The organism is Oceanisphaera sp. (assembly GCF_048268965.1).
GTDB lineage: Bacteria > Pseudomonadota > Gammaproteobacteria > Enterobacterales > Aeromonadaceae > Oceanimonas.
This window is the reverse complement of record NZ_JBLWUK010000002.1, coordinates 101536-115906: the sequence shown is the minus strand read 5'-3', so window position 1 is coordinate 115906 and position 14371 is coordinate 101536. Positions and strand designations below refer to the sequence as shown.

The following is a 14371-nucleotide window of genomic DNA, read 5'->3' as shown; positions in this document are numbered from 1 at the left end:
GGGACTGAGGGGCCCAACATCGGTACCAGGAAAAAAGAGCGCCAAGATAATGTTTGACTCACACCCCATGCATGCGTAGAGTGCGCTCCAGCATAGAGTTTCAAGTTAGCGCGGCCTTTTGTCATTGTTCGTACCTTACGGCACTACAGTTACCAAACTTCCCTTATTTGATATTTGTTGCATTTTTCGAGCACAAGCTCACCACTAAAATAAAGGTAAGAAAAAATGGCTAACGGTACCGTAAAATGGTTTAACGAAGCAAAAGGTTTTGGTTTTATTACTCCTGCTGATGGCGGCAAAGATTTGTTCGCTCATTTCTCCGAAATCGTCGGCGGTGGTTTTAAAACTCTGGCAGAAGGCCAGGCAGTATCCTACACCGCGACTGAAGGTGCCAAGGGTCCTCAAGCCTCACAGATTCAGGCTCTGTAATTACCCTTAGGTAATTCAAGACCTAAAAAACCCGCTTCGGCGGGTTTTTTTGTATGTAAAATCCGATGATTGGCAGCGAGCAGGGCAGAGCCCTTCGTTTTAACAGAGGAACAGGGCTGGACACGATATTCTGCCATCGCTCCCACGAAGGAACCGCATCCTCGCGCAGGGTCGGGAGCCCAGGAAGTGAGGCGAAAAAGTTCAGTCTAGGGGGCGCCGGTAAGGAGCTGAGCTCCCGTATAGCCCACATATGCTGAGCGCAGCAGGGCACGGCACAAGCACACCCGCTCATGGTTAATGGTTAATTGCCAACAAGCCGCCAGACAATCAGCTCGAAAGCAGGGGGCTGACTTCATAGCGACACCAATACGGTGCCGAGACGTTAGAAAAGCTGGTGAGGTGTTGGGTTGCTTGCATCTTCAATCCGAATGCACAGCAATCTTTACTAAAGAACTGCAAAGAGCAGGGAAAGTAACAACACATTCTCAGTGGTACCGAGCTTAACTTCAATATTATGCAAAAATAATGATGTGTTAATGCCGATAATGCAGTTTATCGGCATTAACCTAAAGGGCTGTTTTTACTACTCTTTCTATTAACGTGGCGGTTGGCCCGCATACTACTTGAATCGGCTAGAAACCCAGTCAGCATGCGGTTTTCAGAGTTTGCCTGGTGACTGCTATACGCATATCTTCGCTGGTTAAAGGCATGCAACTGATCGTTTTCTGGTGCTCGGATGTGGGTATTTCAGCAGCCAAGGCATTTACTTAACGCTCTCGATGATGGCGACACACCCATGATGCAGCAGATATTCTGCTTAGAAGTTGGGGTAACCACAGCCAAACCCGGCACAAACTCTTCTGAAAAGTAGAAAGACCATGATGTCAGGCCCGTGTGAGAGCCAGTGCGGTATAAAGCCATACCTGTGTCCACATCACCAACTGCGGTCACGCGTTCTGATCCCCAGGCTCGATGAATAGGCAAACCACTGCAAACTGCTTGCTGCTTGCTGCTTGATAGCAATACCGGGTGAAGTATAAGCCCACAACGTCCGTGAAACCGAGCCAGAGATGGCAACCTTGATGGAACATCGAGCACTATCGGAGCAGGAGACCAGCTCTTCATGTGTACCTCTATGCCAATCTTTACTGAAGTGCCATCTGCATACCTACACCAGACGACGATCGGCTCGCTCGATGCCAAGCTTGTTCCAACAGAATGCACCACATTGCGCGGCCGAAATGCATGACTGGCAAACTGGTACATGGTTGTGCGCTGTCATGCACAGCTAAACCATGTGATGTTTGGTATTTAAACAGCCGACAGCTCAAGCCGTAACCAAACGTTGCTAAACAGTAACGGGTAAGAAAGAGGCAAGGGGTTGGCCGGTGGATCTCACAGTATTGTAAAAATCTCACTTTTAACTGGAACCCACAAATATGAGGCTGTATTCTAGCTCTATAATACTCTATTTAACATAATATACATTATGCGAAGTTACATATTATAGCGCCCAATGATTTTTTCCATAATGCTGAACCTATTAATTTTCAGCAACTTAGGTACTCATTACCTTAGCCGCCTCCACCTGCGTTCCGTGGTTTATATCTGTGCTGTGTAACTAACAGCATCCGGCCATGCTGACGGTCGACTGGCACAGCTCACGGCTTCGTTTGCTCCTGAGCTATGGCGTTGTCTGTGCAGCCGGTATTTCAGCCATACATTCATTTACAAAGCCTTCGATGATTAACCTGGCTTTACATGACTGGGCGTTACCCAAGCTGTCATGGCTCAAACCGTCAAAGGCTGTTTTCATGCAGCTAGCTGAAACTGCCGTGTTCACGGTAAATTCCAATGTCGATACTCCGCAACCCATGCTCATCGGGCAACAAACTCGGATCATCATTGAATGCAGCATATAGTTACACTGTCATGTACAGGATTACGGATCTTGGAGGTTGCCCTAACTAAATAGCTATACAGATACCAGAACCTCTATTTACCATAAATGTTTGGTTAGGCGCAGTCTTGTTCCAGGAGCAAAGCCTTTTGGGAAGGTATTCTTACGTATTCTTATTCCCAAGGTTCGGCCACTTGCTAAACGCAAGGAAATATAAAAGAATGACGTTTACGATGGGAACCACCATCAGTAGGCTTAACCACTTCGAATGGCCCGCCTTAGAAAAGATAAACCAAAAAGGCACAACCACCAGGGCTGCCATCACCAGCATCATGAGTGGCCCCGTAGACCACATTTCCATTCCATGCATATTTTCAGACATAACATTTCTCCTTTTCTGTCGATCCCAGATACAGCAGACCAAGGCAAAAGCCTCTTCTAACCGGTATCAACAGTCTCATCGAGTGAGCCGCTGTCGTCCTTGTTCTAGCGCAAGAAACGACAAGACAGCCGCCCTTCCCTGATTACAGACCGATACTGAGCCTCATGGTTTATCTCTTTTTATTCCTGTTCACGCCTATACTGCTTGGGCCCTGTATGCTGCAAAAGCTTGGATTGCCATGGGAAGACCCGTCTTTCGCCCTAAGTCTGGCATAGCTCACTGAACTCGGGCGGAGATTTATCGATGATGGTGCAGCGGAAGCCAGCTAGTCAGCCCAGTCACTTCCGGCATCAAGCCTCCCGCCTTGCTCCCTATTTACCATAATGTAGGCATTGCCGTAATCTCTGCGGTGGCTGATCTTCGTCCTCCCCCTAAATAGACTTGTTGTAACCCGGTAACAGGCTCACACTCAGAGCATTAAAGTGAACCAATACAAAGAATAAGGCGAAAACTATGCATTATCGAACCACCATAGAGCTGAAAGGCTTCTTTAAAGACGCCTTCAGCCAGGTATTTGAAGAGATAGAACTGCAACGAGAAGAAATGCCCCAAAGCAGACAGGATGTGGTGGCGGATCTGATAAAAAACCAGAGCCTGGAAGATGGCACCCTGCTGCTGGGGTTGGTTGGCACCAACAAGCAGGAAAAGCCGTTGGTGATTGACATTTTAACCGTCGCCCTAAACGGAGCGATAGAGATGGCGAAGGCCGAAGAAGACAACCAGGAACTGAAGCGGCTCGCCAAATACCAACAGACCTTGGTACTGTTCAAAAACACCAACACCTGGGACACCTCGATTATAGAAGCGCCAGATGAAGAAGAAGCCGAAGATGGTGTGTAGCGCCCTGCTCTTCATTATTACAGACTTCGAATTTATGGCGGAAGCTTAAGCAGTCGCGCGGCTTATCGGTCGGTTTGCTTGCCAAGTGTGGCCTGCGGTGTAAAGTGATCGTATTAGAAGGCATAGATTATACTTTCAGCATTAGTGTCGAAGGTTGGGATAAGACAGATGGTCCCACCACACCCACAGCCGGCGGTGAGACCATCAACGACATCGCGTTTGAAATTAACCAGCAGCTTTAAAAGGACGGAGTGAACATGTCTAACGATACCCCAGAAGTCAGTCAATCTGTGGACGGCTCGCAATCCACCCCCACTACCGACAACCCCTATACCGAGGCGGCGCTCTACGCTGTGTTTCTGAGTACCAGTGGTGCGGCCAACCGGAACTCTCCTCCCCCCAGAGCCATCGTCAAGATGACGGTGCTGGGTATACTGGAATCACTCCACACCGAACCGACTGCCACCATGGTTTACTACGAGCTGGGCAAACAGAGCATGGGGGTTCGCCGTCCCTTGTTCTCTTACGTGGTTGACTCACTGCACCTTCTCTCGGAAGAAGCCTTGCGCCACCTGAAAGGGCTGGCGCTTTTCGGCAAACGAGAGCTGGAATACGAAGATGAAATGGAACAGGTCACCATTGAGGCGGTGCTGGGCTATGCCGTCGCCAAGATAGACTCGGTGCTGCCGGAAGAGGCTCCGGATACCGACAGAACCGAGGTAGCCAAAATACTGGACCGTTCGCTGGCCGGCATCGATGGGGTGGTGGTTTACGACAGTGACTCGGTGCGCAAATCCTGTACCGTACTTTACAAGGGGCTTCAGTTGGGTGTTGTGGGTGAGCGCGCAGCCAACGGCATGGTGCCGATACAGCTGGGCGAAGGAGACGAGCGCACCGATACCATAGAAGCCGCAGTCGCGCTGCTGAAGGAAAAAATCAAGGGAGTCGAGTCCTCTACCCCGCCCTCAGATTTCTCCTCGTTGGAAGAGCGGTTGATTATGGCCTTCTACGCGATGGACGGCGTAGAAATTAAGGAAGACGACGTCAGTAAAACCTCCTGCCTGGTCAACTATAACGGTGATTTAATCGCCACCGTCGCCCATTACGATGGTAACCAGGCGACGATGAAGGTGCCCGGAGAAACCATCAGTATCCGTACCCCGCTCTCGGAAATAATCGATAACCTCAAAGAGGCGGTCAGACACAGCGGTTGTAAGTAAATTTTCATTCAGGGTCCCTTCGGGGCCCTTTATTTTTGCCTTCCCGGTATTCGGTACCTGCCGCATATCCGAATTAACCGAGTCCTTCACGTTATTATCCTCGCTGTTAGCCAGACAAGCGCCCTGCTCTTTACTTTGGTGCGCCTGAAGCTTGACCAAACGCGCCGCATATCGGTCTGTTTGCTTGCCAAGCGCAGGGCGCGGTGTAAAGTGATCGGTTAAGTCTGTTCGCCCACTTTATCAACCACTTATTTTTCGTCTTTTTCGTCTACAACCTACAGACCCACATCGTATAACGACGCCATATCGGTACTATACATACCGATACAACCTGCTCGGGCTGGCATTGTTAGGCCCAGCCGTCATGCTTTCGTTTTGCAGCCAGGATAAATCATGAACGACAAGATCAATCAGGACAGAATCAACAAGGCGCTGATACAGCAGTTGCTGACCGGCAAACTGCGGGTCAAGCTCGAATCGGCGGCGTGCTGATGGAAACGGATGAATTCAACCCCCAGCGCCTGCTGGCCGAATTGCGCGCCCTGGATGAACACCCGCGCATCGAGGCCAAACAGGCCAGAGATATTGGCAGCTCGGTGATGCAGTCCGTTTGTGCCTTTGCCAACGAGCCGGGGCTGGGCGGTGGCTACTTGCTGCTGGGCGTACGGGAGCCGGATGATGAACATGAGCAATTCTGGCTGGAGGGGGTGCACAACCCCGATACCCTGCTGAACACACTCCAGGTTAATTGCCGAGATCAGTTTGAAGCGCCGGTTCCGGTCAGGGGGAAAACCGTAATCCTGGAAGGCAAGCGCTTGCTGGCGGTATTTGTGCCTGAGCTGGCGCCGGCCGCGAAGCCGTGTGTTTTCAAGGGCAAGTTCGACAGCAAGAACAAACGAAAAACCGGTGTCTGGCGACGTGGCCTCAATGGCGACTACGAATGTGCTCAGGGTGATCTGGAGCCGATCATTCTGGCCAAACTGGGCAGTGGATTTGAGCAAGTCGTACTGGACGATGCCGAATGGGATGATCTAGATCCCGATGCGATTGCACTCTATCGCAAACTACGGGCCCAGGTGCGCCCGCATGCGGAAGAATTGCAGGCCGACGATCCGGACATGCTGCGGGCACTGAACCTGGTCAAGCGCATCGAGGGCCGCTGGCTACCCAATGTCGCCGGCCTGCTGATGTTGGGCAAACCCCTGGCACTGCGTCGATTGTTGCCCTCGGTACGCGTCGATTATGTACGCATTCAGGGCACTCAATGGGTAGAAGATCCCGAGCAGCGATTTACCTCCACGCTGGATTTCCGTGAGCCCCTGTTACGCCTGATCCCCAGGCTGGAAGCGACCATTCTAGACGACATGCCCCGCCATTTTCAGTTACATGAGGGAGAGACCCAACGCTCGGACCACCCCTGGGTACCACAGAAAGTAATTCGAGAGGCAGTAGTGAATGCGGTAATGCATCGGGATTATCGGGTGCACCAGCCTATTCTTGTGGTGCGTTACAGCAACCGTCTGGAAGTCCGTAACGCCGGGTATTCGCTTAAACCGGACATGCACCTGGGTGACATGGGTTCTGTGCTGCGTAACCCCGTGCTGGCGAGTGTCTTGTACGATGTGGATTTTGCGGAAACCAAAGGCTCGGGGATCCGTACCATGCGCCGCTTGCTGGAGCAGTCCGGATTGTCACCACCGGTATTTTCCAGTCATACGATAGAAAATCAGTTTACCGCTATTTACCTGTTGCATCAGTTGTTGGGTGAGCAGCAATTAGCCTGGCTACAACAGTTCAGGCATCTCACCCTGAGTGATGATGAAGCCAAGGCGCTGATCCTGGCGAAAGAAACCGGAGCGGTTGATAATGCGGCGTTACGCGCCGTGACCGGGCTTGACACCCTGGCTGCCAGTCAGGTGCTGGGAAAACTGCACCATCAACGAAAGTGTTTGGTGAAAGGGGGAGCCGGACCGGCCACCTATTACCAACTGGCGGGCTGGCAGGCACTGCCATTGCTCGCAGCACCAGGCGCAAATACGAGTGAGCTCGGCGAAAATACGAGTGAGCTCGGCGAAAATACGAGTGAGCTCGGTGCAAATACGAGTGAGCTCCCGCCCCTCTTGCTGGAACGCATTGCCGAACTGACACCCAAAGCCCGTAAAGACAAGCTGTGGCCGGTAATATTGTGGCTTTGTGCTACCCGGCCTTACAAGGCCGATGAATTGGCCAGCCTACTCAACCGTAAGATCACACCGCTGAAAACCAGCCACCTGAGCAAGCTGAGAGACCAACAGGGCTTGCTTGACTACCTTCACCCGGAAGTGGTCAATCACCCCGAACAAGCCTACCGCACCACTGCAGCCGGCATTAGCTGGCTGCAACAACAGGGAATCACTATCTGATGAACAGCGCAGCCCCTAAATTTCAGGAAGAATACAGTGCCACAGAACGTCACCCGAGTGGTGAACGCATGAACTTGGAAGCATTAGAAAAAATGCTGGCCAAGATAAAAAGTCTGCCACATTTTGTCGAGACCGAGCCCACCCTGTTCAGCCTGGGCGGGCGAGGCTATTTTGAAAACCCGACCACAGATATTCTGGCCTTTTTTCTCGACCCGGCTGCTCACCATAAACTGGGTGACCTTGCGTTGTCGGCCTTGCTCGATTGTCTACGCCACGACCTCCACGAACCGGTACTAGACAACACCTCACTGTGCACGCCACCGGAGCGGGAAGTCAGCACCGCAACGGGCAGCCGCATCGACCTGTTTCTGGAGTCGGATGACTGGATCATGGTGCTGGAAAACAAGATTTACCATCACCAGAACAACCCCTTTGAGAGTTACCGGCGCTTCGCAAACGAAAGAGCTGGCACGAGCAATAAACAGCCGCTGCTGGTGGTGCTTTCCCCTGACGGTAGCGCCCCAGTAGGATGGCACGGCATTGGTTACCCACAGCTGATCGAGTTGCTGTCGAGCAAATTGTCTCAGGCATTTATCTCGCAGCCGCTCAACAAGTGGCACATTTTGCTGCGTGAATTTCTTTTGCATCTGGAGTCATTGATGAACACACCCAAAGTAGCCGACAAAACCGAAGCCTTCGTGCTCGACAACCTTAATAAAATTCAGCAGGCACTTGAGCTGAAAAACAGCGTGGTCAAATCCTTGCAACAGGACTGCCGAAAATACCTGACACAGCAGTTTGATGGCAAGGAAGTAGGAACACAGCTGAATCACTGGCATGGCTATCCGGCACTGCGCTTCGGGTTTGGTAACTGGCAGACTGACTCAGACGTGGTGTTGTTTCTGGATGCCAGGGCTGGCAACCAGTTTGCTGTAAATTATTATGCCTGTCAGCTGACTACCCCAGCCTTACGCCAAGCTGCCATTAAGTTGCTGAGTAACGAAGGCTGCACTGAGTACTGGGATGAGTCCCGAGGCACAGTTATCGGTTTTAAAGCCCCCTTATCAGCCGTTGACAGGGACAGCCTGTTCCGCGCAGTTAGAGATAAGTTGGCACTGATGGATGTATTTGAAGCGTATCGAAGTACCTTGTAACCCGGTATCTACATCATTGTAAGGTTGTGCTGATTGACGAAGGGCATCGCAGCCAGGGCGGCGAAAACCATATTCGCATGCGCCAGGGCTGCTTTTGTCGCCTTTACCGGTACTCCCTTGCTTTGCTCGAGCTGTGTCACATTGCCGAGCATAATGACAGCGAGCGGTTTTATCGATTACTCAAGCAAGTCATGCCTACTATGAAGTCGTAAAAACCAGGCTGGATGGTATGGCTGGTAAGATCCTGTCGTAGCTACCCACTATATGTAAACCAAAGTTATGTTACAGAGAGACACTTTAATAGGATGAGTAAGGTGTTGTTACATAGTGATTGGGTTTAATATCAAACCATGTATGTTGGCATAACTATATTGGTGGTCAGTAATCTCTTATACTTGCCTTCGGGGTGCTTGCAAAGACACTGGACCCCCGTCCCCGCCTTCGCGGGGATGACGTTCCTTCGCGGGGGTGACGATAAAGGCAAACCTGCGCCAAAATCCAAATCAGTTATAGGATATTACTTAGCATGTCACTTGATTCGGCGGTGTTGATGTGGCGTAAATAGGTTATTAGCGCCAGCCAAGGAGGTGTTTGATGTTTCATCGCAAGGGGGTCTCCCGCCATCAAACGCGTGCCGAAGAAGCCGCCAATGCTCTCAGCCATGGGCTGGCCCTGGTTGCCGGCGTGATCGGCACGCCCTTTCTCGTGCACCGGGCCTATGTGACCGGTGATGCCTTCTTTGTGGTTGGCGCCAGCCTGTTTGCCGCCAGTATTATCTTTATGTATCTGTCCTCTACCGTGTACCACTGTCTGCCGGTGGGGAAAGCCAAGCATGCCTTTCGGGTACTCGAGCACTGCGCCATTTTTGTACTGATTGCCGGTACCTATACTCCCCTGCTGCTGGGGGTATTGAGCGGCGCCTGGGGCTGGAGCCTGTTTGGTGTGATCTGGGCGCTGGCGTTAATGGGCGTCTTGCTCAAGGTATTCGCCCAGCATTTGCCCATGGCCTTTTCTACCGCCCTGTATCTGCTGATGGGCTGGGTGATCGTCATTGCCATCCAGCCCCTGCTGGCCAGCATGCCAACGGCTGGCATCTACTGGCTGGTGGCCGGCGGCCTCTGTTATAGCCTGGGGGTGCTGTTTTTTATTTTTGATGATCAGCTGCCCTTCGGTCACTTTATCTGGCATTTATGGGTGGTGGCCGGCACCAGTTGCCATTACGTGGCCGTGTATTATTACGGTGCTTGATCCCGGCGCCAGCTTTATTGACTGGACTCCAGGTGTATTACTTATGACTATCTCTTAGTTATATATAAAGTGTATGTTGGCATAATTAATGTTTACCAGTGGGGAAATGATCCGTGCAGGCGCCAGCTTCATCAATAAGAGATAGTCCAAATAAAACACGCCCGGAAGAAACGAATCTCCCGAGCGTGTGGTTAAATATGCTTGCGCGTTATCTTATGCTTTAAGAATAGCGGCTTCGATGTCGTAGAAACACCTTTCGGTAAGGGTTGCTTCAATTTCTTTACCCTCGCTTTCAATCGTGACTTTATCTCCGATCTTGGCGATGTTCTGATCAATCAATGCATAACCAATGTTCTTTTCAACGGTAAATCCGTAGGTAAAGTTGGTTACCTTGCCCGCGGTCTCGCCATTGGCCTTAACAACGGCCTGCTCTGCGACTTGTGCCGCAGCGTCTTCTACGGTAAATCCGACCAGCTGGCGCTTAACGCCCTCGGCTTTCGCCTGCTCCAGCACAGCCTTGCCGATAAAGTCGGTGTCCCAGTCGACCAGCCAGCCGTAGTTGGCTTCCAGCGGGTTGATGCCGGTCACGTCCTTCATCAGCACAAAGCCCTTTTCAGACGGAATGCTGGTCAGGATCACATCGGTCGTCATTTTAACGATGCCGTGCTCCTGGCCGCTCTGGTTGAGCTTCTCTTCCAGCAGTTCCTTGTGCTCGGGGCTGATGTAAATTTCGTAGCCCAGCTCGCCTGTAAAGCCACATCTTGCGACTTTTACCGGTATCTCGCCGATGCTGTTGTCGACTATGGTGAAGAACTTCAGGTCGTCAATACTTTCACCCAAAAAGGCATTCAAGACGTCTTTTGAGCGGGGCCCCTGAATGGCATACATGCTTGTTTCGGCGGTAATGTCCTGATAGCTGACCGCCTGACCCGCAGAATGGGTATCAAACCACTGGATCATCTCGGCAATGTAGAGGGTCGATACCCAGTACTTTTCCTGTGCCATACGAAATACAATCACGTCATCGATGATTTCTGCGTTCTCATTCAACATGGTTGTATATTTCGCACTGCCAACGTTTATGTTGGCGATGGTGTTGATAAACATCTTATCCAGAAACGCAGCGGCGTCCGATCCTGTCACTTCCAGCAACTGGTGGGTAAAGTCGTAAAAGCCCACTCGATTTCTCAGGCCTTCATGCTCATTTCTTAGGGCGGCGTCATGTTTTATCATGTTGTTAATGCTTTCGTTAACTGACTGGTTCATTTTAATTCCCTGTGTTGTTCTACTACGAAAAGAGGTGTTGCTTAAAACGTTTATTTTTAATTAATGTTGGCGTTTATTATGTTTTATATCGAGCCGCAGGCTGGGTTGCTGCTTTATTTCCTCAATACTCTATATTGTTTATAAATAATGATAATCACCCTCAACATCAAATGACTTTTACCTGGGTGTAACAGTTAGCCGGGCGAGAACAGACCCCCTGCGGTTCCGGTTATCTACTATTTCCCCTTCATTACCACCAATGCCTATGCGCTGGTGCCCTTTCATATCGGGTCTGAGCGCTTTAACGAGTCCGGCCATCGGCTGATCCAGCTCGCTGCCAGCCTGGCCCGGGACAGCGCCAGCCGGTATCCGGGCGCACGGGTGGCCGGCTGTATTCCGCCGGTGCTGGGCTCTTACCGCCCGGATCTGTTTGTCGCCGACCAGGCCCGGCCGATTATCGATATCTTGATCGCCCAGCAGCAGGATCAGGTGGACTTCTGGTTGGCCGAGACGGTGTCATCCCTCGCCGAGGCGGAGCTGATTGCCAGCCGGGTCTCGCATACGGACAAGGCATTGTGGATGGCCTTTACGATTCAGGACGAGCCGGGCACAGAGCCCCGCTTGCGCTCCGGCGAAAAGGTAGTGGACGTGGTGCGTCAGCTGGATAAAACCCGGCTGTCCGCCATTCTGTTCAACTGCAGCTGTGTCGAGGTGTTGGAGCAGGCCATTGTCAGCGCCCGACAGGCATTGACGGCGGACGGTGCCGAGCAACAGATACGACTGGGGGTGTATGCCAACAGCTTCTCTCCTATCGGTCACCAACATCAGGCCAATAACGGGCTCTGCACACTGCGAGAAGAGTTAACGCCCAGCGCCTACCGCAATTTTGCCCGGTCATGGATCCGGGCCGGCGCCAGCATTATTGGCGGTTGTTGCGGCATTACGCCTGCGCATATCAAGGAGCTGAGCACACTCAAGGAAGATCCCCCTGCGGTGTGACATTCTTCTTTAACCGGGCCAAACGGGACTGGCCGTAGCCGTCTCGCCCCGCCTGTGTCTGATGTCTGAACAGAAGGCCGAACCCGATTCGGCCTACTCACCCCGCAAATCTGCAATTATCAGTATTTTATCCTGTCGGGTATCGGTTTTCCCCGAGGCTACATTAAAGGCAGCAGGTTTTTATGCTGACAAGCCGGTGTTAACCAAGGCAGTTTACTTGTCGGCTCCGGCTGTTTAGACTTTCGCTCCCCCTTTCTGTTGGTGTTTCCATGACCTTTAGCGCGCTTTCGCTTCATCCAGATTTGCTGGCGGCCCTGCCGGACCAGTATCAGCAGCCCACGCCTGTTCAGCAGCAGGCCTTGCCCGCCATTATGACCGGAGAGGATGTGCTGGCGTTGGCGCACACCGGCAGTGGCAAGACCCTGGCCTTTGGTTTGGGGCTGTTGCAACAGTTGGTGCAACAGCCGGGCCAGCCCCAGCACGAGGAGCCCATTCAGGCGCTGATTATCGTGCCCACCCGGGAGCTGGCGGCCCAGATTGGCGAGGTGCTGACGCCTCTGGCCGGTGCCCTGTCGCTTACACTGGCCACGGTTTGCGGCGGGGTCAGTCTCGATCAGCAAGTGGCGGCGCTCAACCAGCAGTCGCCCCGGTTACTGATCGCCACGCCCGGCCGGCTGCTGGACCTGCTTCAGCAACAGCTGGTGTCATTGAGTGCCGTTCGTCACCTGGTGCTGGATGAAGTCGATCGCCTGCTGGAAATGGGCTTCTGGCCGGATATTCAACGTATTTTGCACACCCTGCCCGAGCCACGCCAAACCCTGCTGTTTTCTGCCACCCTGCCTGCCGAGCTCGAACAGCAAACCCAACAATTGGTGCCGAATGCGGTGCGCATCGATCTGGGCCGCCAGAACAGCGTGGTGGCAGACATAGAGCAGCGCTGTTATCTGGTCAACAAGGGCAGCAAGGCCCAGGCCTTGATTGCCTTGCTGACGCACTCGTTCAGGCAGCAACAGGTGCTGGTGTTCATCAATGCGCGGGACAGCGCCGATGCGGTGGCCAAAAAGCTGAACAAAGCCGGCATTGAAGCCCTGGCGCTGCATGGCGAAAAGGAGCACGCCGAGCGTGAGCGCGCACTGCAGGCCTTTAAAGGTGGCCGGGTCAGGGTATTGGTGGCGACCGACTTGCTGGCCAGAGGCATAGACATTACCGCCTTGCCGGTGGTGATCAACCTCGACCTGCCCCCCAGTGCGCCCGTGTACGTACACAGAGTGGGTCGCACCGCCCGGGCCGGCCTGGGTGGCCTGGCCATTTCGTTAACCTGCCACGGCGAAGCCGGTGCGCTGACGGCCATCCGTCACCTCACCGGAGCAGAGCTACCGCTGCAGGCACTGGAAGGCTTTCCGGTGACCGACCAGCCTGCCAGTGGCGAGCGTAAACGCCCCCCACGGGATAAGCAGGCCAACCGGCGCAGCGCCAGCAAGCGCAGCAGCAAATCCTTTCAGCGCTCAAGCAAACCATAACGGCAAGCGCCCGCGGCCGGTAGCACACCCGCTGCGGGCGCCATGATGATCACCTACAGGAGAACCCCGTGTCCTTGATGGCCAGCCTACCCTGGTATGACTTACCCCAGCGCCAGCCACAGCAGGATCATTTCTGGTCGGTATTGAAGCGCCAGCTGCACGATCATGGCGTTGGCTTGTTGTCCCAGACCCCGTTTACCCGGCACTCCTTGCCGGACAGGCTAAACAGGCACACGCCGCTGGAACAACAGTGGGCCAACCCGAAGCTGTTGCTTAGCCAGTGCTGCGGGCCGGATCTGTTTACTCCCCGCGCCCAGGGGCTCACGACCATTGCCAGACCCGTGTTCAGCGATCTGGACTGCGCCGAGGGCGACTACTTCAGCCACATAGTGGTGTCCGATGCCCTGGGCGAGCCCTGTCCTGGTGCATACCGCTTTGTGATCAATTCGGCCAGCTCCCGCTCGGGGAGTGCGGCTTTGTTTGAGTGGACCCAGCGCCACCAGCTATCTTGCCAGTCGGTGCTGGTCAGTGGTGCCCATGCCTGCAGCCTGGACTTACTTCGTTCGGGCCTTGCCGATATCGCGGCCATCGATGCCCACAGCTGGCCCTTGCTGGATACCCGGGGGGTTACCATTATTGGCCGCAGCCAGCCGGCGGCCTCGCCGCCCTTCGTCATGCATCGGGATTGCCCTGTTTCCCGTGACATCATGCGAGCAGCCCTGGGCGAAGCCATTTCCCAGGTGGGCGACTCCCTGCACCTGTCCGGGCTGATGCCGGCGGATCACGCGCTTTACCAGTCGGTGCCGGCTCCCTGGCAGGCCGCTATGCCTGCCGATGGAGGTTGCAGCTCTGCTCAAGCTCACGACAATCCCCCCGCTTCCCAATAGCGGGCTATTCAAGGCGGTGGTGTTATGGGGCCTGGCTCGCTAAAATGCCGGCCTGTTTTGCTAG

The 14371-nt window shown here is 53.4% G+C and carries 12 protein-coding genes; 10 read left to right on the top strand and 2 right to left on the bottom strand.

Annotated elements, in window-relative coordinates; all coding sequences use genetic code 11:
• Nucleotides 1-225 precede the first annotated feature (225 nt).
• On the top strand, nt 226-429 hold the full coding sequence (locus ACN0VL_RS01830; RefSeq protein ID WP_071474100.1) for a cold-shock protein: 204 nt from the start codon (nt 226-228) through the stop codon (nt 427-429).
• Nucleotides 430-2492: 2063 nt separating this feature from the next.
• Here ACN0VL_RS01830 and ACN0VL_RS01825 read toward each other — a convergent pair.
• Complete coding sequence (locus tag ACN0VL_RS01825) at nt 2493-2711, bottom strand: hypothetical protein (protein ID WP_417614410.1); 219 nt, start codon at nt 2709-2711, stop codon at nt 2493-2495.
• A gap of 513 nt (nt 2712-3224) precedes the next feature.
• Between ACN0VL_RS01825 and ACN0VL_RS01820 the strand changes: the two genes are divergently transcribed.
• From ACN0VL_RS01820 to trhA, 6 genes are all read left to right on the top strand, one after another.
• The gene (locus tag ACN0VL_RS01820) at nt 3225-3611 is read left to right on the top strand and encodes a hypothetical protein (RefSeq protein ID WP_417614409.1); all 387 of its coding nucleotides are present in this window, start codon (nt 3225-3227) and stop codon (nt 3609-3611) included.
• A 257-nt stretch (nt 3612-3868) separates the two neighbouring features.
• Nucleotides 3869-4831, top strand: a complete 963-nt coding sequence (locus ACN0VL_RS01815; RefSeq protein WP_417614408.1) for a hypothetical protein — start codon at nt 3869-3871, stop codon at nt 4829-4831.
• 491 nt (nt 4832-5322) lie between these two features.
• Nucleotides 5323-7233 (top strand): ATP-binding protein, encoded by a 1911-nt coding sequence (locus ACN0VL_RS01810; RefSeq protein ID WP_417614407.1) that lies wholly within the window; start codon nt 5323-5325, stop codon nt 7231-7233.
• Entirely contained in the window at nt 7233-8387 is a 1155-nt protein-coding gene (locus ACN0VL_RS01805) for a PD-(D/E)XK nuclease family protein (RefSeq protein WP_417614406.1), read from the top strand. The genes ACN0VL_RS01810 and ACN0VL_RS01805 overlap by 1 nt, the downstream gene beginning before the upstream one ends.
• A 26-nt stretch (nt 8388-8413) precedes the next feature.
• Nucleotides 8414-8599 (top strand): hypothetical protein, encoded by a 186-nt coding sequence (locus ACN0VL_RS01800; protein WP_417614405.1) that lies wholly within the window; start codon nt 8414-8416, stop codon nt 8597-8599.
• Between the two features lie 382 nt (nt 8600-8981).
• Nucleotides 8982-9635: a PAQR family membrane homeostasis protein TrhA gene (gene trhA, locus ACN0VL_RS01795; protein WP_417614404.1), complete on the top strand. Its 654-nt coding sequence runs from the start codon at nt 8982-8984 to the stop codon at nt 9633-9635.
• A gap of 213 nt (nt 9636-9848) precedes the next feature.
• Here trhA and ACN0VL_RS01790 read toward each other — a convergent pair whose 3' ends face one another.
• Nucleotides 9849-10901, bottom strand: a complete 1053-nt coding sequence (locus ACN0VL_RS01790; protein WP_417614403.1) for an aminomethyltransferase family protein — start codon at nt 10899-10901, stop codon at nt 9849-9851.
• A 231-nt stretch (nt 10902-11132) separates the two neighbouring features.
• Here ACN0VL_RS01790 and ACN0VL_RS01785 point away from each other — a divergent pair, with 231 nt between their 5' ends.
• The 3 genes from ACN0VL_RS01785 to ACN0VL_RS01775 all read left to right on the top strand — a co-directional run bounded on the left by ACN0VL_RS01785 (nt 11133) and on the right by ACN0VL_RS01775 (nt 14307).
• Nucleotides 11133-11900, top strand: a complete 768-nt coding sequence (locus ACN0VL_RS01785) for a homocysteine S-methyltransferase family protein (protein WP_417614540.1) — start codon at nt 11133-11135, stop codon at nt 11898-11900.
• 269 nt (nt 11901-12169) lie between these two features.
• Nucleotides 12170-13420, top strand: coding sequence for a DEAD/DEAH box helicase (locus ACN0VL_RS01780; RefSeq protein WP_417614402.1), 1251 nt, complete (start codon nt 12170-12172; stop codon nt 13418-13420).
• Between the two features lie 68 nt (nt 13421-13488).
• Nucleotides 13489-14307: a hypothetical protein gene (locus tag ACN0VL_RS01775; RefSeq protein WP_417614401.1), complete on the top strand. Its 819-nt coding sequence runs from the start codon at nt 13489-13491 to the stop codon at nt 14305-14307.
• Nucleotides 14308-14371 lie beyond the last annotated feature (64 nt).